Source organism: Anaerosacchariphilus hominis (assembly GCF_014290175.1).
GTDB classification, from domain to species: Bacteria; Bacillota; Clostridia; order Lachnospirales; family Lachnospiraceae; genus Laedolimicola; species Laedolimicola hominis.
The window spans coordinates 403,150-424,792 of record NZ_JACOOR010000002.1; the positions used below are offsets into that span (position 1 = coordinate 403,150).

Sequence of the window (21,643 nt, forward strand, 5' to 3'; positions counted from 1 at the left end):
CCGTTGTTCACAGCTTTGTCAATCTTTTTCGGCATTTTTCCCAAAAAAGATGTGGAGTAATGTGAAATCCTGTAAGTTTGCTTATGTGTGATAAAGAAGTAATAGAAGTGTAAAAAATTTTGCCGTTCCTATCCGGCACATGAGGTATGTCGGATAGGTCGGGCGGTTAGGTGTCGGGCAGTTCTACCTTGCCGACAAAAGAATAATAGATTTCGATTTCCTGTCTGCGTAACTTGCCCCGGCGTTTCCCGTCAAGGGCAACGCTTTCATGGACAACGATTTTCTCCACAAACTCCCGCAGCAGAGTAGGGGTAAGTTCTTCAATGGTAGTGTGCCTGCGTACCACATTCATAAACTTTTCAGCGTTTGCGGTGGCTTCCTGCGCTTTGGAAAGTTCTTCCCGCAGTCTGGCGGCACGTTCTTTCAGTTCTTTCTGCTCGGCTTCATAGTCTGCCGACAGCTCTGTGAAACGCTCGTCCGATATGCGCCCGGTTACGCTGTCCTCATACAGCCGCTTGAAGATAGCAGATAACTCGGCTATGCGTTTCTCGGCGGCTTCCAGCTCCTTTTTCTTGGCGGCGTTCCTGCGTCTGTCCCCGTCCTCATTCTGCTCGATTAAAAGCTTCATAAACCGGGCTTCATGCTTTGCCGCATAGCTGGTAACTTTCCGCAGATTGGAGAGTACGCCAGCGGTCAAGAGGTCAGTGCGGATAAAGTGCGCTGTGCAGTCGGCGGTGCGTTTCTTGTAGCTTCCGCAGATATAACAGTCCTGCTTGCGCTTGTCCGTCTGGTATCGCTGCTGGTACATGACGCTGCCGCAGTCGGCACAAAAGAGTATGCCGGAGAACAAGCCCACTTCGTCATAACGGTTGGGGCGTTTGCGCTGCTTGCGTAACTCCTGCACCCGTTCCCACGTTTCCCGGTCAATGATAGGCTCATGGTGGTTCTCAAAAACCGCCTGCTTTTCCGGGGGATTTTCTATGCTGTGTTTCAGCTTGTAGGACGGCTTCTCGGTCTTAAAGTTTACCAGACAGCCCGTATATTCCCGGTTTTCCAGCAGATGAACCACGGTATTGGTCGCCCACTTGCACTCATAGCCGGGGTGGTAGCGGCGGGTGCTGCCCGTCCTGCGGTATTCCAGCGTCCCCGGCGTGGGGATTTGCTGCTCGGTCAGCATACGGGCTATCTTGGTCGGACCGTTCCCGGCAAGGCAAAGGCTGTAAATCTGCCGTACCACCGGGGCGGCTTCCTCGTCAATGATAAAGTTTTCGTCCTCGTCCATGAGGTAGCCATAGACGGGCTTGCTTGTGATGGGCTTTCCGCTCATGCCCTTAGAGCGTTTTACTGCCTTGATTTTCTTGCTCGTATCTCTCACCAGCCATTCGTTAAAAATGTTCCGCAGCGGGGCAAAATCATTTTCCCCCTGTGCGCTGTCCACTCCGTCATTGATAGCGATGAAGCGGACACCTTTCTGTGGGAAAATCATTTCTGTGTACATTCCCACCTGTAAGTAGTTTCGCCCTAACCTCGACATATCCTTGACGATAACTGTCCCGACTTTCCCTGCTTCAATGTCTGCAAGCATGGCTTGAAATCCGGGTCTTTGAAAGTTCGCACCGGAATAACCGTCGTCGGTGTACCAGCGCAGATTAGAAAATCCATTCTGTTTGGCATAGGTTTCCAAAATCCTCTTTTGGTTGGAAATGGAATTGCTCTCGCCTTGCAGCTCGTCCTCATGGGACAGTCTTGGGTAAAGGGCGGTAATGAGTTGCTGGGTGGTCTGTCTTAACATAAATTCCTCCGTTTCCGACAGCCAGCCCCACTATTCCGTACCTTGATTGTACCACATGGGGCGGCTGTCTGTATAGCGGCAAAAGCGTCAAATCTGCTTCTTTACGGTCGGTAAAAATGACGGTTTTTCAATCAGGCTTATCACAGGTCAAATATCCGGCGGCGGCTTCTGCTTCCAGCACTTTCATCATCTTGTCAGCGGCGGTGTCGGTCGCCCCCTCCTTGAAAAAGCCAGACACCACAAGGATTGTGTTGCCTATCCTCGTTTCGGTCACGCAGTCCGGGCGGCGGGCAGGGCGTTTGTTTCTCTGGGTGTCGGTCATAGGCAAATCTCCTTTCCGGCAAGCAGCCGTTTCAGCTGTTCCATTTTTCCCTGTGCGGCGGCTTTCCTCAAATTCTCCCCGGTAAAGCAGAGAGGGGAACACATTTCAAGCAGGCGGTCATAAATCCGGGCGTGGGCGGTGTCCTCCGGGTGCTGCAATTCCTCCAGCGTGAGGTTGGTCGTCACAATCAGCGGCTTCCTGCTCCGGTAGCGGCTGTCAATCACATTGTAGACCTGTTCCAGACCGTATTCTGTGCCACGCTCCATTCCAAAATCGTCAATGATGAGCAGGGGGAAGCTGCAAAGGCGGGAAATATATTCGTTCCTGCCCGCAAAGCTGGCGGCAAGGTCGTTTAATATTGCTGCAAAGTTTGTCATGCACACCGGGACTTCCTGCTCCATGAGGGCGTTTGCAATACACCCGGCAAAATAGCTTTTCCCAGTGCCTACCCTGCCCCACAAGAGCAGCCCGTAGTTCCCGTCCTTTATCTGTTCCCAGCGTGCCACATATCCGGCGGCGTTCTTCATCTGCGGGCAGCTGCCGTTATCGTTGGCAAATGTCCAGTCCTGCATGGTCTTGTCTGTAAAGCCCTGCCGTTTCAGCCGTTCCACCGTTTCAAGGTGGCTGCGCCGCTTCTCGGCGGCTTCCCGTTCCTTACGGGCTGCCCGCTGGCAGTCGCACTCTGACGGGTGGCGGTCACGCCCGAAAAAGGTCTTGCCCTCCGGGAAATAGGCTTCTTTGGGTTTCCGGCATTTGCCGCAGTATAAAAGCCCGTCCTCCCCGGTGTAATCCTCCGGCTCGGCTGTGGTGTCGGTCATAGGCAGTATGGTGTTGTGGATTGTATCGGTCATAGGCTTTCTCCCTCCTTGAATGAATAGTCCGGTATGCCTTTCTTTGGCTTCTCTTTGGCAGCGTCCTCCTGCGCCCACTTGTAAATGGTGGCTGCATGGCTCTGGTACTGCTTCCCGGTGGAAGCGATGTGGCAGGAAAGGCGGTCAAGGTAATACTCCCACTTGCCGGGGAAGTCCTGTTCCAGCTCCAAAAGTTCTGTGTCAGAAAGAAATACATTTTTATATCTGCCATAAGCGGCGGGGGGCTGCCCCTCACTCGCTCCTTTTGTTTGGCTCTCTATTAGGTTGTTTATATTAGTTTGGTTAGGGGACGGTTTTCCGACCGTCATAAGGTCAGTTTTCCGGCTGTCAGTTGGTCGGTTTCCCGCCCTTATGAGGGGCGGTTTTCCGTCCGTCAGTTGGTCGGAAAACTGTACCACTGGGATAGGCGGCACTTTCACATACAGACGGTTGGCGGCAGAAAAGCCCGTCCGTCTGCGTTCCAGCAGCCCGGCAGCGTCCAGTTCGTTCAGTGCGCCCTTTATGGTGGTGCAGCCTTTATCCAGCATTTCCGCTATCTCTGCTATGGGGTAGACAATGTATGTCCGTCCCTCGCTGTCCTGCCAGCCGTTCTTCTGCGAAAGGGTGGAACGGTCTAACAGCAGCGCATATAACTCTCTTGCGGTGTGGGATAGGTCTGTTTCCAGCAGGAAACGGGGGTAAGGCAGGTAAGCGGGCAGCTCCGTTCCTGCGGTCATATAATCAGCGATAGGGTTCACCTCCTTGTGGTGTCTGTCTGTGGGTTCTGTTACGCTTTTAGGGGGCGTTTTTAAGGGAAAAGGATAAATGTATCACGCACCCTTTGACACCCTCCAAAAAAGCCTTGATTTATGCGGGTTTGAAATGCCCTAAAGCGTGACATTTCTCCCTTTGTTTCCGCTTCCGTTTGGCGGCGTTTATCCGCTTCATGCGTCCGGCGCAGTCCGGGCAGTATTTCCCCCGGTTGGATTTTGGGAAGAAGAACGCCCCGCAGACAGCGCAGCGTTTCCGGCTTCCCCGGCGCAAGAGGGCGGCTTCCAGTGCTTCATCAAGGGGCAGGACAGCGGCGGTAAACCAGCGGCAGAGCAGCGAATAGCTGATACTCTGTACACACACGCAAGGCTCGCCGTCCTCCAACAGCAGGCAGTTCCCGCTGTCATAGTTGCAGCACTCATGCACAAGGCGGCGGGCTGCCCGGTACTGGCGGTAGTCCATGCGGGGGATATTACCGTTCATGGCTCTGCTCCTTTCTGCGCTGCGGCTCGCTCCGGCGTAAAATCTGGTCGATATTGCCCTTGACAGTCTGCAAGCGGCGGTACTCCTCCCGTTTTGCCCGGTAATCGTTGTAGCCGCTGTTTTTCTCTTTGATAAGGCTTTCAATCTCTGCTTGCAGGGATTTATAGCTCGGCAGCTTGGAAATGCCGTTCTCCCTGAAATAGCGGGCGGCTGCGTCTGCTATGATAAAGTCACTTTCATGCTTCTGACGGTAGGCTGCTTTTGCTTTGGCGTTTTTCTGCTGTTTCAGCCCGTCCCGGACAGGGCGGGTCTTGGAATAGGCAAGCACCTGCCGTTGCAGCTCCTTTTTCCCGTTCAGCGTCTTTTCCACCTGCTTCAACCACGCAAGGCTTTCCTGCATGGCGGCATAGGCGGCAGAACAGGCTTCGTCCAGTTCCTCCGGGGAGGAAAAGCCGTACTGCTGATAGGCGGTAACGGTAGCTGCCATTTGCTTTAGGTTGTGCTTTGCCGCCCAGCGGTCATAGCCCACGCCCTTGCCCTCGGCTCGCTTGGCTTCCCGGTCAACCATGCGCTGCAAGGTGTTGTCTGCCGGGGTGGTTTTTGCAGCTTTTTCCCCTTGTAACGGCTTTTTAACTGCGGCAGGGTATTCGGGTATGGCTTTGGTCTGTTCGGCAGCTCTGTGGGCGTTCTGCGTGAGCAGGGCAAGGACAGCAGCCTTGTCAAAATCGTCCCCCAGCTTTCGGGCTGTGATAGGCTTTGTCCTGTCCGGCGTGAGGTAGGAAAGCCGCCCCCGGCTCTCCTTGACGGTCACACCCTCCCGCAGCAAAAGGGAAGAAAACTCGTCAAAGCTGCCAGCTTGGGAAAGTGCCTGCCGTATCGTCCGGCGCAGCTTCGCCTTGTCCGTTTCAAACTTGGTGGGCTTGGTCGGCTGTCCGGCGGCTTCTCTGGCGGCGTTCTCTTTGTCAAGGGCAAGCTGCCCTTTCTTTGCCGCCCAGTATTCCCGTTCGGTTATCCGTTCCTTGCTGCCGTTCAAGAGGTCGATTTGGTAAAGCCCCTCCCGGTGGCACATTTCCATGACTTCGCTCTTGAAATATTCCATAGCGGCGTTGGTGCAGCGGTGCTTGCAGCCCTCCAGCGTGTCGGCTGGTCTGTCCATGTAGGGCAGAAGCGGGACTTCGTAAATCCGCAGGGAGTTGATGACGATATGCACATGGATATTCCCGCTGTGGTTATGCCCGTCCGGGTGGGTGCAGATTAGGGCTTGGTGTCCGGGGAAATGCTCCTTGCAGAACTGCTCGCCCAGCTCCTGCGCCCGGTCTACGGTCAAGCCGTTGTCTGTCCCGTCCCGTGGGTCAAAGCTGATGATATAGTGGTGGCTTTTCACATCTTCCCGTTTTTGGTTTTTCTCATAGCGGAGATTGGCTCGCATACAGGCAACAGCGAAATCCTCGCCCCCGCAGTTGAGGGAAGAAATGCGGTAATCCTCCCTCGGTATCAGCCGCCCGTTTTCATCAAGGGTGGCTTTCATGGTAAACTCGTCATGCTCAAATGTGAGATAGGCTTCCGCTGCGCCATAGTCGGCGTTTTTAGAGCTGATATGTTTGAATGTTGCCAACAGCGTCACCCACTTTCTGCAAGACTTCAAACTTTAGGGCAGCAAGGTCGGAAACCGCCGCCCGTACCTCCCCGGCAAGCTGCGGATAGGGACTGTGCCACTCGTTCAGCGTCCGGGCTATCTGGTTTAAGTTGCCGCCGATCCTCCCGTATTCGGCGGTCAGCTTCCCGACAGCGGCAAGCAGCTCGTCATTGATGGGGGAAACGGTTATGATGGGGCGTATGGCTGCCCCGGTTATGGCTTGCCGGATAAACTCGGCTTGGCTCATGTGGTAAGCAGAAAGCCGCTGGGCAAACTCGGCGTATTCTTCCTCGGTCATGCGTGTTTTGACTACCCGGCTGCGGTGCGGCGTGTTGTATCGTTTCATAGGTGGTTGACCTCCTTTCTGTGCGTGGTGTCCTCTCACTAATAGGAGAAAAACAGGGTGTGAAGCGGAACTGTTTTTGAAAAATCCGAAAAATATTTTGAGGGGTTTTTCAGCGGCGCAAGCCGCATAAGCAGGGTTTGGGGAAGGCACTCCCCAACAAGATTCCCGCAGGGGCAAAATGAGCGATAAGCGAATTTTGGCACCTCGGTAGAATCTTGCTCTAAGAAACTGCCGGCCTGCCGTTCACTTGCTACTGCCACTTTTTCAGAAAATCTATAACCAGCTTTTTTTATAAAAGGCTGCGGGCTGGCGTTTTTCCCTTACTCCCTACAAACCACAAAAGAGCAGAATGGACGGACTTTCCGGCAAGAACTTTTCCGGCGGCTCGGTCTTTCCCGACAATAAGGCGTTTCGGAAGCTGCGTTTTGCCCGCTGTCTGAAAAAAATGGCAGCCTTTTTTGGTTTCACTGTCTAATACGGAACTTTTGGAAATTTGCCAAAAATGGACGCAAAAAAAGCAGCAAATCTTTTTCGGATTTACTGCTTCATGTGCCGCTGCGGTGCGGCGGGATGGATATTCAGTTGAAATAAAAGAGGATGGTGGTACTTTAGTCTATCGACTCTTTACTAACTATTAGGTAATCTTGAAAGATTTTCCTTGAATTTATCTAAAGAATGTTCATTGTTTCCCGCAAAAATAAGTGGAATTGTATATTCATATGATATGCCATTTTCATAGTCCGATAATTGTATTTTTATAGTATCATCCCTCTCATCTTTAGGTGCTATATATATGAATGAATTTTTATTTATATCAGATATTTTCCCTTTTTCAGAAGAAACAGTATAACCCCAGTCTGTTAAATTTGTCTTTATTGTAACTTCTGTTTCTGTTTCTTTTCTAGTCTGCAATGCTGTTTTATCGATTTGGATATCAAAAGGAGTCGAACCTAACAATTCACTGTTTATATTTACAAGTTCTTCTCCATTTGTTTTAGAAATATTAGATTCATCTTCATAATTTTGTTGAGATTCATCTTTTGGTGTTTCTCTGTTACATCCTAATAAAAAGCATAAAATAATTAGTACTAATACAGAAAGTTGTTTTTTTTGCATTTATTTCTCCTTTCATATTATCAAAGAAAGCACTGAGAGTACTTTCAAGAAATTATGAAATATTCTCAATGCTTTCTATTTTTTCCATTAAATATCAACAAAAATCACTCGATGTCCATGCATACGCATTGAACCAACTGAATTATTTACTTCTGGTTTAAAGTATACTTCATTTCCCATCTCGCCAGTATTAAATTCAATACTCGGAGACACAAGATATGCCCAATTACTATCTTTTACGCTCTGTCCATCAAGATCGATAAGTTTTTCAAAATAGTCGGATAAAACTTTCCAACCAACTTGCCACCAATTTACTTTCCGCTCACTTTCATTAGTTTGTGTCGCTTCTGCCTTTGCTTCCGGCGATAACTCACTTGCAAAAGTCGTCGTACTTGCACCTATACATAGCGTTCCTATAAGTGCCAATGATATAACCTTTTTAAATATCTTATTCATACAGTTCACTCCTTTCTTGAAATTATTGAATTCGAATAATAGGATACAATTTAAGAACTATAAGGGTGTTTCATTTTATAATTAGATATATAATCATACCAACTGAACAAATAATAAAAAATACACCACCAATCCGCATTAATACTAAATATAGTTCGGTTGGTTCACCATTTTTTACTGTGAATAAATTTTCTATTTTCCATAATATTTTAGGATAACAGACCATACAAACTCCCAAAATCAATAATACCAACACCCATAAATAGTCCACCAAATTTCCCTCCTTTCAACTAAGTATCCTTGTATACATTTCTACACTATATCTTAGGATAATGTTACCATGAAAATGCCGATAAATCAAGCGTTATTCACGATATGATATGTAAAACCTCAAAAGATTTCGTCATTTTTAACAATGTTTGTTTGGAATAGTAGGGCTGCATATCAATTTTTATATGCTACTTTATGACACATAAGCATTTTTTGCTGGATTGTCACATTTCCCATTTTTTTAACCGTCAAAAAGATCGTCAAAGGAATCGTAGGAGGTGCTTATATGAGAACTGGACAAAATATCTATAAACGCAGGGATGGCCGCTGGGAGGCACGGGTTCCGCTGGGCATCCGGGCCAATGGCCGTCGCTACTTCAAATGCTTTTATGGCAAAACCTATCAGGAAGCTCGCAACCGTAAACAGGATTACGAGAAAAATATTCCCTTCATAAAAGAAATGGTTACCACTTCGCCGGATACCTTTTCTTCTGCTGCCTACGGCTGGCTGGCCTCTTCGGAGCAGGACTGGAAACCGGCCACCTATATCAGATACCGCAACTGTTTGGAGAAGTATATTCTGCCCCACTGGGGGCTGCTTCCTATACGGGAGATTGACCAGAAGGTTTATGACGCGCTGATTACTTTGCTTGAGAAAAAGCTTTCTGTCAGCTCCATGCAGACAGTCAACACCGTGATTTCCGGAATCCTGAAGCATACACTGAAGCATCTGCCTGTCACTTGCAAAAAATTTGTAGCCGAGCGCAGGATGACGCCAAAGGATATTCTTTCCAAAGCTGAAATTTTCAGACTCCGTTCCTATCTGGAAGCCGAGGAGGATTTAACTGCCATCGGTATCCATCTTGCTTTATATAGTGGGGTGCGTCTTGGTGAATTATGTGCCCTGACCTGGGCGGACATTGATTTAGAAACAAGGACGCTCTATGTGCGTCATACACTGCAGCGGATTCAGAATCGGAATCGGCTGGATGGGGAGCCAAAGACTATGTTACAGATAGGCTTGCCAAAGAATAAGAAAGAGCGGGTGATTCCTCTGCATGAGCAGATCCGGCCTGTCCTTGAACGGACGCGTAGACTGTATTTACCGTCAGATTATCTCCTGTCAGGCACGTCCACTCCCGTGGAGCCGCGAAGAATGAGCAGCCGCTTCAAGCAGATTTTAAAGGAATGTGGCCTCCGGAATATCCGTTTTCACGTTCTGCGTCATACCTTCGCCACCTACTCTCTGGAATCCGGTATGCGTACCAAGGTCTTAAGCGAACTGATGGGACACTCGTCTGTCAAGATTACGATGGACCGTTATGTTCATCTCTCCAACGAGTTCAAAGCAGCCCAGATAAACAACCTTCAATATACGGATTCCACAAGCATTGACCGTCAAAAAAATGGTCAGAATGACGCGGAAGCCTGTTAAAATGCGGCTGGAAGAGGGATATGTCTTGGATGAAGATAATCTAAGACACCCGTACAAATAATTTCATAGTTATTATGACAGGATTTTTATAATTCAATACAGGATGTTGGTGAACAGGCCCGCACTTATGGGTACGAAAGTACCCAGAACGGAATCCGGTTAGAATCCGGAACAGATCCTTCCCTGCTGTAAGGACAACGAAAGATACAGGATGCCACTGAGATAGCGATATCCCGGTAAGGCGCATCGAGTAGGTTAAGAGGTCCCGAGTCAGAAGACGGAGTGCAATGGAACCCGACATCAGAGAGGATTCGGAGGTCAGGAACGAGTCGGGCTTAGCAGAAGCACAGAGGATATCGATATCATCTGGCTGTATTTGGGGTATATAAATCCAGAGCTCGACAAAAAGCATTAGTTCGTATGACGACTTCCGTTGTACGGGCTTTTTTATTGTTGTGGTGAAAGAAGGAGCGGATAGCCACAATGATCCAATTGAATAGGCATCATAATGCTACCTCTCCCCGGCATTGTGGTGTCATAACTAATGGGGAGAAGAAAAATAATATGGAGGATATATTATGAAGAGTAAGAACATCAAGAACTTATTAAAGAGAGTTGCATCTGTGACTCTGGCCGGAGCATTGGTGCTGTCCACAGGAATTCCTGCAAAGGCATCCACATCCGACAACATGTATATGACAAAGGCTACCAATACAGATAGCGCCTGGACTGAGACAGTCGCACCGGGTGGAACTGCTACCTTTTATGTTGGTCCAGCAAAATTAAATGCGTATGGATATTATGATTACACAGGATTTGATAAGGACACGGATGCTGCTGCAGAAGTAACTTGGACGAAGGAATATAATACCTCTAAAATCAGCAGCACTACAGCAGGAACTGCTAAAATTGCGGAGGGCAACTACGCAAGCACCTATACAGTAAATGTTGCCGAGAATGCAACAGCAGGACCAATTCGTGTCCATGCACAGAGAAAGGGAAAGACAAACATTGAGAATGGCTGCGACTTTGTAGTGGTAGTAGAAGGTAGTACTAATACACAGGCTACAGGCATCAATGTGGAAGCCTATGATCTGTTCACAGGAAATGATTATACGGCTTTTGGAAATGACTATACGGTAGAATCTGCAAATGCCAATCTTAACGCACTGTTCCATAATAATGCAAATGCAGCACAGTCCTATGCGACAGCAGCGAATACCATTGACAATATGCTGGCTGACGGTACTATCGCAGATGCAACAGAGTCTTATGGCTATGTAGATGCGATTTCTCTGAATGATGGCAATGGAGGTGCAACAGGTCTACTTGCTGGCGGTAAAACAGAAGCAGGCTATTATGGATGGCAGTATGGTGTCATTCGAGATGAAAAGTATGTGGCATCCAGCGCAGTGATTTCAGCTTCTGCTTTTGATTTAAAAGATGGAGACACTGTAATTTGGGTATATGGTTTACAGAGCACAGCAACAGAGTTCTTTGGAGCATACGACGTATATCCGGAAAATTAATTAAATAACTGAACAAAAGCAATGGCGGGGCAGGGTGGTAACCAGCCCCGCTTTTTTTATGGAAAGGTGACGTTGATGAAAAAGAAGCTGCTGCGTTCATTGCCATTGATGCTTTTACTGGTTCTTTTTTTGCCGCTCTTTTCTTTAAAAGCGTGGGCCAAAGAAAGTGGAAAACATCAGATTGCTGTAACGCTTAATGAGGCGTCTTGGCAAAACTCGTCTGGTGCTAATCAGATGTTGCCAATGTTAAAACTTGCAGATGAAAAAGGGAATATTGTTAAGGCATTAAAAAGTGAACAGAACTCTAACGAGATTACATATATTTACGAAGTTGAGAAAGGCGTTTATCAATACACAGTATATGGTGATTCAAATTTAACATTTGGAGAAGGAAGCTTAAAAATTGAAGATGACACCACAAAGGTGTACTTACATTCTATAAATTTTAGGTCGATCATTTATGGCCCTCATCGTAGACAAATGAGTGTTTCCGTGACGCATCAGGATGGAACGGTTTACAGCCATGGAAATGTAAGTGAGTATTTTTTTTATGTTCCGGCCTATGATGGGGAGAGCTATTATCAATATTCTTTGATCCCGGATGATTTTGAGAAGTATGTGACCCAGAAGGGACATGTGTATGTCTATTCAGGCAGTGATTCCGTATTTAAGAGTATGAATTTGTCGGATGGCCATACCTATCGCCTGATGGAACGACATGAATTCGTTGCAAAAGTTCCGAAAGGTGCGGAAATATATCATGTGGATCAGGCGCGGTTTTATATGGCACGGGATTATGAGCCGTTGAAAAAAATAGAAAATCGATCTGCAGAGGATCCGGATTATGATTATTATCAGTCGGATTACGAAGGAAAACTGATGCTTCGCCAGACAGGGAAAGTTACCCGGTATTGCGATTTTGAGGAATATAATAGTAAAAATGGCGATTTTGGAAATTGGAATGAGGAAAAAACCGAATTCACGTTTCGGGCTTTGACAGAGAACGAAAAACAGATTACGCGGGAAAAAAACAGTTATTATGAAGCAAATGTGACAACCAGCAAGGATTCGTCACGGAGTATGGAGCTGGAACAGGGGACGTATTATGATTTGGTGGCAATGAGGGGCTGGCAGGCGATTTCCAGTTCAGGTGGAAATGCACATTTTGATCCGGAATTTCATTATACCGTACTGGGAAATGCGGTAACGGTAGAGCAGACGGAGGATGATTTGATATGGCAGTTTGGAAGAATCAGAGCTAAAAATCCGGGTGTCAGCGTTGTATTATACACGTATGATGCCATGGAATGGCTTGCAAATTCGGATAAAGCCTGGGATCAATATCGATATACCTGTTATAGCGCAATGTGGCCAGAGAATACGGGCGTTCAGATTGTACAGGTAGGACAGCCCGAAAGCGGAATTGAAGACAATATTGCCTTAGATGATTTTGATACGATATATTGGCTGGAAAGCCAGACCAATTCAGATGGAAAGACAGTACAGGTAGATGATCATGGAGAATACACCTTTACCCCGACTTCTTCCTATAAAGGCGATACCCTGGCTGTACGTGTGCATGATCCATACCAGATTAAGAATGGTATTTTAAATATTTCTGATGAAGAGAACTGGCAGGATGACAGCGAGTACTGGACGAATTATCAGGCAAACAGTGATGGAAGCTTTACCATAAAGTTAAAAGAGGGACGCAATATCGTTGAAATCAGCTCCGAGCATGGAAAAATGTATCGGGTAATTACAGCGAAGCCGGTCAAGCTGACAGTTACGAATCAGACCAGAGGAGGAAAGAAACTGGTAGCAGGAGATACAGCGCTGCTGCATTTTGACGGCTTCTGTTCGGTCGTATATAAGCTTGGTGCCATTTATAATCCGACAGAGGATTGGCCGACCTGGGAATTGGATGGGAATCCGTTTGTAATAAATACGGATCAGTGGGCAATTTCAAAAACCTCCGATAAGAAACTGTATTTTTCAGAAGAAGGCATTTATTCTTTTAAAAACGGTAAAATACAGGCTGCCGCTTATACAGCGGAACCTGAGGAGTTTGGAAAAGCTTATCGGCAAATGACCAGATGTGGAAAGCTGTCTTCTACTTATACAGGTCAGGACAGCGTGATTAAAAGCGCCACGCGATGTATATTGCCTGACTTCACCCTGGAGGTAGAGGATTCCAGCGAAGCGGAGGAGGCGAACAACCGGAAGGCGGGAGAACTGGAAAGTCTTAAGATTGGCTTATCCTCAACCAATTTTCTTAATGCAGCTATGAACATCAATAGTTGGAATGGAAAAATTACAGCGAAAGCAGTTGACCCGAATGCAGAACTGTTTGCACGGTATTGGAGAGAAGGGGAAGAAAAGCCGGACTTTATTAAAATAGAAAACGGAAAAGAATCCACACTTTCAGATACCGTGATCACATTGGGTAATACGGGAAATGTTACGTTGTATTTTGAGGTGCTGGTGCAGCCGCAAAGTGGATATCCGATGCTGTACAGCAGACAAATGACAGGAACGGGCTTTGCTTCGCAAATGAAAGCACATCTTATGGATGTGTCTGTAACATCAGCGATGGACAATGTTGAACTGGGACGTTTTGAAGGAATCTTAGAGTGTACAGATATAGAAAATAGCGGATATGGATTTGCCCTTGGGGAATCTCATTTTGAAACGTCCGTTCCCTATGAAGCAGAGCAGGTAAAGCTTAATTTATTTACCAATAATAGTAAACTCATTACGAAGAACGAATATAATGTCGGAAAAGCTCAAGGCTATCAAATTGAGACCAAAAAGATTGAGGCAGACGGTACAGAAGCAGAGTATAAGGTGGGCGATGTAGTCCGTCTACAGGAAGGCAGTAATGAATTTAAAATTCATGTGACGAAATATGGTTTGATGGGGAAAAAATCCGGAAGAAAGGAATATGAGTATTCTTTGACGGTTGTTCGGCGCCCTGCAGCCAGAGTAATTACCTTCCAAATCCCGGAGGGAGCGACGCTTCTTGTGACAAACGGAAAAGAAGCGGCTCAAAAATCTCAGGAGGACGGTACCTATAAGCTTGAAAACGGCACCTATCTCTGGCATGTATCTAAGGAAGGCTACCTGACCAAGAGCGGCAGTTTTACGATTACGGATGATTCCGAAAGCCAGACCATTACGGTAGACGAGCTGGAGCTGGTACCGGAGCAGAGTGGAGCGGTAAGTGTAAGGATTGCAGGACAGAATACCGTTTTGCGTCCGACAGCAGACGTGGAGATCCCGAAAGAGATCAAAGACTTAAAGTCCTATCGGTATGTGAAGTACAATTACGGCGGTTATACCGCACTCCATGCTTTGCTGGATGCCTGCGAGGAGACAGGAATATCCTTCCAGTGCGTCAAGGGCAAACTGACATTGCTGGATGATTCGGCTGTAGGAGCCACCGGAGTTAACGCCAGATGGATTTGCGAAATCAATGGAGCAGTATGCAAGGACCCGGCCAATACATTGGTCAATGATGGCGACAAGATCGAATTTTATTATAATTCGGATCTGACGGGTATGACCTATGCATGGCTGACACCGGAGAAGAAGGAAGTAGATCGGGGTACAGAGGTTACCCTGATGGTGTTAGGCAAGAGCCTGTCTGCGGAGAACGCAGGGTATAGTGCAGTCGCTGGAGCAGCGATCTATGATGGTAACAAGTGCCTGGGAACCACCAACGAATTTGGACAGTTTGTAATCGATACAAACAGCATGACACTGGGTACCCATTACCTGACAGCTACCCTGGAAAATGACGAGGGACAGAACCTGCTGACGGCAGTTATGAGTACCATTACTGTCAATAAGGTAGAAGATCCTTCGGCAGATCCCAATACAACGGTGGTAACCTTCCGCCTGATTGGCGACACCAAACACGGGGAGGATGAGAACAGCGGCACAGCGCATCAGTACACCACATGGCTGGCCACAGACACCTATACCTTTGAAGGGGACGAGGTAACAGTCGGCGATGTATTTAAGGCAGCGCTGGATGAAGCAGGCATTACCTATTATGGCCTGGAGAAGAATTATATCAGTGCCATCACAGCACCGAAGGCATGCGACGGATATATTTTGAGCGAGAAAGACAACGGCCAGAACTCTGGCTGGATGTATACCGTCAATGGCAAGCATCCGAGCCTTGGTCTGAATGACTGGTATGTAAGCACTGGTGACGAGATTATATGGCATTACATTGATGACTACAAGACCGAGCAGTCTGATATGAAGAATGACGATGGAAGCTATGGAACCACCGGTAACGCTTCCACCTGGAATAAATGGCTGGAGGCTCTGGACGAGACACCGGGAGCCCGGGAAAAGGCAAAGGCAGTAGATGACAAGATAACTGCCATCGGAGAAATTACACTGACCGATGAGTGCGAAGAAAAGATTACAGTAGCCCGTGAGGCTTACGATGCTCTGACCCGTGAAGAGAAGAGCTATGTGAAGAATTATGGAGTTTTGCAGGAGGCAGAGGAAGATCTGGCTGCATTGAAGAAAGCGCAGGCAGATAAGGAAGCAGCAGATGCAGTAATTACTATCATCAATGCGCTTCCGGATGCAAAAGATCTGACACTGGAGAATCAGGAAGCCGTGGCAAATGCCGGAAAGGCATACCGCGAACTGACGCCGGATCAGAAAGCCCTTGTGGACGCGGATGCAGATGGAGCTACCTATGAGAAGCTGTATGCGGCAGAAGGCGTTATGGCGGAGCTTCTGGGCGACGAAGCAGTTCGGCTGGTAGTAGAAGAGCTGACTGCACTGCCGGAGGCAGCAGAGGTGACATTAGAGCACGAAGCGGCACTTTCAGCAGCGTATGACCACTATATGATTTTAACAGAGGAACAGCAGGACATGGTAGACGAAGCTCTGGTAAAGAAGCTGAGTGACGCGATTGACCAGTTGAATCTGTTAAAGCAGGAAGCGGCAGAAAAAGAAGCTGTAGACAAAGTAAATGAACTGTTAAATAGCCTTCCGAGCGAAGATGAAGTACTTTTCGCAGATCAGACAGATATCGAAGCAGCCCGCGCAGCTTATGAGGCATTGGATACTCTGAAAGATCAGGTATCGCCGGATGCGCTTGCGAAGCTGACAACAGCGGAGAACCGTCTGAACGCATTACAGGAAGAAGTAAATCAGGTCGTAGATTTGATTGACGCGCTTCCGGCTGTGGATGAGCTGACACCTGCGCACGCAGATCAGGTCAAGGCGGCAAGAGACGCTTACAATGCACTGAACAACGACCAGAAGCGTCTGCTGACAGAGAATGGAGTCCTGAGCAAGCTGTTGGTAGCAGAAAATCAGATGAGCTGGCTGCAGAAGGATGTGGAGGCAGCGAAGAAGGTAACAGACCGGATCAACAGTCTTCCGGCAGTGAAGGATCTGAAGCTGGCGGATAAGACAGCGGTACAGGCAGCGAGAAATGCTTATGAGGGACTGAGCGACGCACAGAAAAAATATGTATCTGCGGAGACATTGAAGATTCTGACAGACTGTGAGGCTGAGATTGCGAGACTGGAGGCAATGAAGCCGACACCGAGCCCCGATCCGGATCCGAATCCTACACCTACACCGACGCCCGATCCGGAACCCAGCGACAAGACCATGACGCTGACCTATCAGAATTATCCGATTTCTGTAACGGGCAAGTTGTCCGGCTATGAGCTGCGGCTGGTGGGCCTGAAAGCAGCGGATGACAGCGTGAAGCGGATGCAGAACAAGATCAGTACCAAGGAAGCGTTGATTCGTCTCTATGATGTGAAATTGTACCTGAATGGTGAAGAGGTAGACTGGGATGAGCAGATTACGGTCAACTTCCAGGTGGGCGATAAGTATAACGGCAAGAAGCTGACGGTGCTCCATGATGTGGATGGAAGCATCGAGAAGCTAAAAGGAACCGTAAGCGACGGAATCCTGAGTGTAACTGCAGATTCCTTAAGTCCCTTCGGTGTAGTTGTTACCGCATCTACCGTGACTGGAAGCGGCGTAACGAACAGTAATTCTACGACTACGAACACCACTACGACGGTAACCAACGGTAATCTGAATGGAACAACGAATAATACATCGGCAGAAGGTGTGACAGGCAATGTAACCAGTGCGCAGACAGGAGATGATACAGATATTCTTCTGCCGGTAGCGGGACTGATTGCAGCATCTGGTGTACTTGCAGGCGTGGTTCTCTATTATAAGAAAAAGCGAAAGAACACAGGAGTACAGACGGAGGAAGAGAAGTAAATGAAAAATAGAATCGTAAGTCTTTTTCTGGCTGCAACCATGGTTCTCAGTCTTTGCCCGGTATCTATCCGGGCAGAGGCTGCCTCTGCTGATACAGTACAGGTACAGGAGATACCTGAGACAGAGTCGAAGCAGAGCAGCCCAGTGAATGAGGAGCCGGTGATTACAGGTACCGGTTCCGAAGGGGAACAGCCACCGGAGGCGCCTGTGATTATCGGCACCGGCGAAGAGCAGGGCGCGGCAAGTGAAGATGTAAAGCAGGAAGAGACAAAACAAGAGGAGACAAAGCAGGAGAAGTCTCAGGAATCCGAGGATTTCTGGAATGAAGACGAAGAGCTGATGCTGTACGGCCTTTCAGATCTGGACACGGAGGAAGATGGGAAGCTGCATTCCGCAGGGACCTATGATCTGGACACTGTGTTATCCCAGACGGTGGGCTGGAAACGTGGAACCGGTGACAAGATTCTGAATGAGGAATTTTTAAAGAATGTCAGCAGTACTGCCACAGACTGGACAGCGGTATGGTTGGGACGTCTGGGCGTCAAAGAGGAAGATTATACAGCATTCCTGAACCGGGCGAATACCTATGTGAAGGATATGTATGATAAGAATCCGTCTACAGGCCTGAGTACCAATACGCCCACAGAGTGGCACCGGCTGACCATGGCCGTGCTGGCGGCAGGCGGAGATCCCACCAATGTGGGCGGACATGATCTGATAGCGGACGGCACCTATAACTGTCTGGCAGGCGCACCCTGGGACCAGGGCATGAATGGAGCGTTATGGGCGCTTCTGGCACTGGACAGCAATGGCTATGAGGTACCGGAAAATGCGAAGTACACAAGAGAAGCTCTGATTCAGTATATCCTGGAGAAGGAGCTTTCCGGCGGCGGATGGTCATTGGATGACAAGAATTCCTCATTGGATTTGGATATTACATCTATGGTGATTTACGCGTTGGCTCCCCACTGTGCGGAAAATGCGAAGATAAGGGAAGCAGCGAACCGGGGACTGGAGGTGCTGCGGAATAAGCTTTCCGAGGATGGTGATTACAGCTACGGCGGCACCTATAACTGTGAATCCGCAGCGCAGGCGATTGTGGCATTTACGGCCATGGGGATCGACCCGACTACCGTAACGAATGCGGCCAGCGGGAAAAGCCTGATGGATGGCCTGATGAAATATTACAGTGCTGGCACCGGCGGTTTTCTGCACGCATATTATGATGATGAGAAGCAGAATCGTCCGAACGGTATGGCGACAGACCAGGCGATGTATTCCATAGCGGCTTACCTCTATTATAAAGAGGGCGTTGCACTTTTCGATTTCCGCGCTAAAGCCAACACCACCCAGTATGTGGCCCAGGCCGACAACGGCAGTGTCTTCACCGCCGAGGCCGGTTCAGCTGCAGACCTGTATGTGGGAGCGGGGGTAACGAAGCTTAGCTTCACGAACCTGCCTGTAGGCAACTATGACGCAGCGGAGGTAATCGTAGGGGAGCAGAGCTGGAAGACCGGTATCCGGGGAGCGGATGGTTATACGCCGGTGAACGGCGCTATCCCGGTGGCAGACGGAACCGTACTCCATATTGCGGTGACAAAGCAGGACGGCAACACCGAGAACTGGACATTGACCGTACATACCAGCGCGGATGCGGAGACGAAAGCGGTTATGGACCGGATCGACGCACTGCCGGATGTAGGCGTGCTGACCCTGGATGATAAGGATACCGTGCTGTCTGTACGGGAAGCCTACAATAAGCTGACAGACGCGGAAAAAGCACAGGTTACCAATGCGGATAAGCTGGCAGGGCTGGAAGCCCGGCTGACTGAACTGGAAGCAGCGGCGGAGAAAGAGCTGGCGGCGAAACGCGCGGCTCTGGAAAAGAATGTGGACGCCATTGCCACTCCGGTGAAGATCGGGGATAAGAGCCTGGTAAACCAGTATCTGTTGAAACTGGATACGCTGGGCGACTGGGACAGTAAGGCTGCCATCGCAAAGAAACTGAACGGGTATCTGACGGATATCGCGGCACGGCAGAAGCTGGTGGACGATCTGGACAGGGACATCTGGAATCAGGTGGATCCCCTGCGGGTGAACCAGTCTAAGACGTCTACGGTGAAGAAGCTGATGAGCCGCTATGCGGCGCTACGGCTGGATGAGCAGAAGCTTCTGGCGAACGTTCAGAGCCTGCAGGACGCAGCAGTCATCATCGACTCCCTGGAGGATGGTATCGTACCGAAGAAGGTATTTGAGAACCTGATGTCCACGAAGGAGACCTTTGTGTACTATGGCCTGACGCCGGACGGGGATGCTTATACATTGACCTGGGACGGTAAGACCGTGACCTCGGCCAAGGATGTGCAGGCAGGTGTGAAAATGACCACCGGAAGCGGCACAGCCAACGGAACGGCGGCGCAGATTGAGTTTTACCAGAGTGGCAGCATGAACGGTTCGGTGACTCTGAGCGCTGAAACCAGTGTTAAGAGCGGAAGCTGGAAGACCTACTGGATGAACCCGGATAAGCTGAAGATTCAGAGTGCGAAGACGGCGACCGTTTCATCCGGAAAGCTGAATATGACGGTAACCATTGGAGGCCGGTACTGGCTGTCTACGAAGGATCTGCGGCTGGAGGGAACGACGGCCAGCGGACGGACGACAGAAATCAGCTCCATTCTCTCAACGCAGGGTGTAAAGAGTCTGATTAACAATGGAAAGACCACGATTAGTTCCATTCAGAGTACAGGCAGTAAGGGCGGCAGTACCACACTGGGAACCCGGAAGGCTTTGGAGAATGGCATGGTGTCCTCTTCCGAGCTGAAAGGAATCCAGGGAAAGAACGTAAATCTGAAGGCCAATGGAGATATCTCCGATACGGTTTCCTATGCCTTTACTATCAACGGTGAGGACGTGAAGGTGACCAAGGACTGGAAGTATCATATTCAGACCGACTGCAAGTATGAGGACGATATCAAGGAACTGGCAGTGAAGCCGCTGATCCTCTGCATGGAGGGAACCGGTACATTCCCGGGCAAGATGCTCCTGACTCTGCATACAGAGCTGGAAGATGATGAATTACTGTTATTTAAATTTGATCCGATTAACCGCAAAGCGGAGTATGTCAAGAAGGTTAGTGTGGAAGACGGAGTAATGGAGTTTACGCTTCAGGAAAGCGGCCACTATTTCCTTGCAAAGCGGGCTCTGGCAGGTTCCTTAAATGACAGTACTGACGCAGAGCAGGCTGTGATCAAAAATGAGTTTGACGCAGCCGGAGATACGCCCTGGGATGAATCCCAGGAGGCAGTCGTGCTTGGCAATGGACAGGAAGCCCAGAGAAAGACCGAGACTATCCGTTGGGTGCTGATCGGGCTGATTGCCCTGATGTGTGGCGCTACGGTGGTATGGATTCTTCACAATAAGCGTCTGGAGGCGAGGGAAGCTGCTGACGAGGCGGCGGATAATGCTTCCGAGACGGACGACAGGAAGGATGGAGAGGAATGAGACAGAAGACGAAACGCTTAGGACTCTGTCTCCTGCTGGTTCTGACCCTGCTTTTAGGCGGGTGTCAGACCAGCGCAGTGAAACAGGAACAGGCTTCGACGGAGACGGCTGCGGCTGATACGGCGGAGCAGAAGCAGGAGACCACGGAAAGAGAGGACACGAAGGAGCCGGAGTATATCGACGGGGACTATGTGGATGAGCATTACGGGGATCAGGAAGAGGAGGATCTGAGCAAATATAAGACCGGCTCTTCCACAAAGACAGCCACAGGCAGTACGGGTACAAGCGGAACTACCGGAAGTAATGGAAACACGACAGGAACAGGCTCGTCCGGTGAGGCAGCCAGCGCGGATAACTACTATACAGACCCGATTCCGGAAGGAAAGCCGATCCCGGTAGAACCCCAGGATCAGGTAGTAGACAGCGGCAAGCAGCTCACATGTACCCTGTACGTGGAATGCTCCACCATCCTGAATAACATGGATGACCTGACAGAGGGCAAAGCAGACTGGGTTCCTTCCGACGGCGTGATTTACGGCCCGAAGACGGTGACCTTCTCGGCAGGGGAATCGGTCTATGACATTCTGCAGAGAGAGATGCGGAACAACCGTATCCATATGGAATCTCAGTTTACCGCCATGTATAACAGTGCCTATGTGCAGGGTATCAACAACCTGTATGAGAAGGACTGCGGCGAGTTATCCGGCTGGATGTACTGCGTGAATGGCTGGTATCCGAACTACGGATGCAGCCGCTATCAGGTACAGTCCGGCGATGTGATTGAATGGCATTACACCTGCGATCTGGGAAATGATCTGGGCGCGGGTATGTCTTAAAAAGTACAGAAATA

General features: G+C 49.0%; 15 protein-coding genes and 1 riboswitch. Of the genes, 5 read left to right on the plus strand and 10 right to left on the minus strand.

Going from position 1 to position 21,643, the window contains the following annotated elements; genetic code table 11:
• Positions 1-166: 166 nt before the first annotated feature.
• From H8S44_RS04400 to H8S44_RS04445, 10 genes are all read right to left on the minus strand, one after another.
• On the minus strand, positions 167-1,792 hold the full coding sequence (locus tag H8S44_RS04400; protein WP_002594230.1) for a recombinase family protein: 1,626 nt from the start codon (positions 1,790-1,792) through the stop codon (positions 167-169).
• A gap of 127 nt (positions 1,793-1,919) precedes the next feature.
• Entirely contained in the window at positions 1,920-2,114 is a 195-nt protein-coding gene (locus H8S44_RS04405) for a transposon-encoded TnpW family protein (protein ID WP_002594231.1), read from the minus strand.
• Entirely contained in the window at positions 2,111-2,965 is an 855-nt protein-coding gene (locus H8S44_RS04410) for an ATP-binding protein (RefSeq protein ID WP_002594232.1), read from the minus strand. Before H8S44_RS04410 ends, H8S44_RS04405 begins: the two co-directional genes overlap by 4 nt.
• Positions 2,962-3,702 (minus strand): replication initiator protein A, encoded by a 741-nt coding sequence (locus H8S44_RS04415; protein WP_002594233.1) that lies wholly within the window; start codon positions 3,700-3,702, stop codon positions 2,962-2,964. The genes H8S44_RS04410 and H8S44_RS04415 overlap by 4 nt, the downstream gene beginning before the upstream one ends.
• Positions 3,703-3,832: 130 nt before the next feature.
• The gene (locus H8S44_RS04420) at positions 3,833-4,219 is read right to left on the minus strand and encodes a cysteine-rich VLP domain-containing protein (RefSeq protein ID WP_002594234.1); all 387 of its coding nucleotides are present in this window, start codon (positions 4,217-4,219) and stop codon (positions 3,833-3,835) included.
• The gene (locus tag H8S44_RS04425; RefSeq protein ID WP_002594235.1) at positions 4,209-5,834 is read right to left on the minus strand and encodes a relaxase/mobilization nuclease domain-containing protein; all 1,626 of its coding nucleotides are present in this window, start codon (positions 5,832-5,834) and stop codon (positions 4,209-4,211) included. Before H8S44_RS04425 ends, H8S44_RS04420 begins: the two co-directional genes overlap by 11 nt.
• On the minus strand, positions 5,806-6,201 hold the full coding sequence (locus H8S44_RS04430; RefSeq protein WP_002594236.1) for a plasmid mobilization protein: 396 nt from the start codon (positions 6,199-6,201) through the stop codon (positions 5,806-5,808). The genes H8S44_RS04425 and H8S44_RS04430 overlap by 29 nt, the downstream gene beginning before the upstream one ends.
• Positions 6,202-6,828: 627 nt before the next feature.
• A complete protein-coding gene (locus tag H8S44_RS04435; protein WP_002569239.1) occupies positions 6,829-7,317 on the minus strand; it encodes a hypothetical protein in 489 nt (162 codons plus the stop codon).
• Between the two features lie 87 nt (positions 7,318-7,404).
• Positions 7,405-7,773, minus strand: coding sequence for a hypothetical protein (locus H8S44_RS04440; protein WP_117659805.1), 369 nt, complete (start codon positions 7,771-7,773; stop codon positions 7,405-7,407).
• A 70-nt stretch (positions 7,774-7,843) separates the two neighbouring features.
• Positions 7,844-8,044 (minus strand): DUF6199 family natural product biosynthesis protein, encoded by a 201-nt coding sequence (locus H8S44_RS04445; RefSeq protein WP_117659859.1) that lies wholly within the window; start codon positions 8,042-8,044, stop codon positions 7,844-7,846.
• Positions 8,045-8,329: 285 nt separating this feature from the next.
• On the opposite strand from H8S44_RS04445, the gene H8S44_RS04450 reads away from it, so the two are divergent.
• The 5 genes from H8S44_RS04450 (at position 8,330) to H8S44_RS04470 (ending at position 21,629) form a co-directional block, all read left to right on the plus strand.
• Complete coding sequence (locus H8S44_RS04450) at positions 8,330-9,478, plus strand: tyrosine-type recombinase/integrase (protein WP_186873101.1); 1,149 nt, start codon at positions 8,330-8,332, stop codon at positions 9,476-9,478.
• Positions 9,479-9,586: 108 nt separating this feature from the next.
• A riboswitch (cobalamin riboswitch) is annotated at positions 9,587-9,776 on the plus strand.
• Positions 9,777-10,056: 280 nt separating this feature from the next.
• Complete coding sequence (locus tag H8S44_RS04455; RefSeq protein WP_186873100.1) at positions 10,057-11,007, plus strand: hypothetical protein; 951 nt, start codon at positions 10,057-10,059, stop codon at positions 11,005-11,007.
• A 492-nt stretch (positions 11,008-11,499) separates the two neighbouring features.
• Positions 11,500-17,292: a DUF4430 domain-containing protein gene (locus tag H8S44_RS16670; RefSeq protein WP_186873099.1), complete on the plus strand. Its 5,793-nt coding sequence runs from the start codon at positions 11,500-11,502 to the stop codon at positions 17,290-17,292.
• Complete coding sequence (locus tag H8S44_RS04465) at positions 17,293-20,793, plus strand: prenyltransferase/squalene oxidase repeat-containing protein (protein ID WP_186873098.1); 3,501 nt, start codon at positions 17,293-17,295, stop codon at positions 20,791-20,793. It begins immediately after the preceding gene.
• The gene (locus H8S44_RS04470) at positions 20,790-21,629 is read left to right on the plus strand and encodes a DUF4430 domain-containing protein (protein ID WP_186873097.1); all 840 of its coding nucleotides are present in this window, start codon (positions 20,790-20,792) and stop codon (positions 21,627-21,629) included. Before H8S44_RS04465 ends, H8S44_RS04470 begins: the two co-directional genes overlap by 4 nt.
• The last annotated feature ends 14 nt before the right edge of the window (positions 21,630-21,643 follow it).

Coding starts and splice junctions, on each gene's coding strand:
- H8S44_RS04400 (WP_002594230.1), bottom strand. CDS start 1,792: ATGTTAAGACAGACCACCCAGCAACTCATTACCGCCCTTTACCCAAGA.
- H8S44_RS04405 (WP_002594231.1), bottom strand. CDS start 2,114: ATGACCGACACCCAGAGAAACAAACGCCCTGCCCGCCGCCCGGACTGC.
- H8S44_RS04410 (WP_002594232.1), bottom strand. CDS start 2,965: ATGACCGATACAATCCACAACACCATACTGCCTATGACCGACACCACA.
- H8S44_RS04415 (WP_002594233.1), bottom strand. CDS start 3,702: ATGACCGCAGGAACGGAGCTGCCCGCTTACCTGCCTTACCCCCGTTTC.
- H8S44_RS04420 (WP_002594234.1), bottom strand. CDS start 4,219: ATGAACGGTAATATCCCCCGCATGGACTACCGCCAGTACCGGGCAGCC.
- H8S44_RS04430 (WP_002594236.1), bottom strand. CDS start 6,201: ATGAAACGATACAACACGCCGCACCGCAGCCGGGTAGTCAAAACACGC.
- H8S44_RS04435 (WP_002569239.1), bottom strand. CDS start 7,317: ATGCAAAAAAAACAACTTTCTGTATTAGTACTAATTATTTTATGCTTT.
- H8S44_RS04440 (WP_117659805.1), bottom strand. CDS start 7,773: ATGAATAAGATATTTAAAAAGGTTATATCATTGGCACTTATAGGAACG.
- H8S44_RS04450 (WP_186873101.1), top strand. CDS start 8,330: ATGAGAACTGGACAAAATATCTATAAACGCAGGGATGGCCGCTGGGAG.
- H8S44_RS04455 (WP_186873100.1), top strand. CDS start 10,057: ATGAAGAGTAAGAACATCAAGAACTTATTAAAGAGAGTTGCATCTGTG.
- H8S44_RS04465 (WP_186873098.1), top strand. CDS start 17,293: ATGAAAAATAGAATCGTAAGTCTTTTTCTGGCTGCAACCATGGTTCTC.
- H8S44_RS04470 (WP_186873097.1), top strand. CDS start 20,790: ATGAGACAGAAGACGAAACGCTTAGGACTCTGTCTCCTGCTGGTTCTG.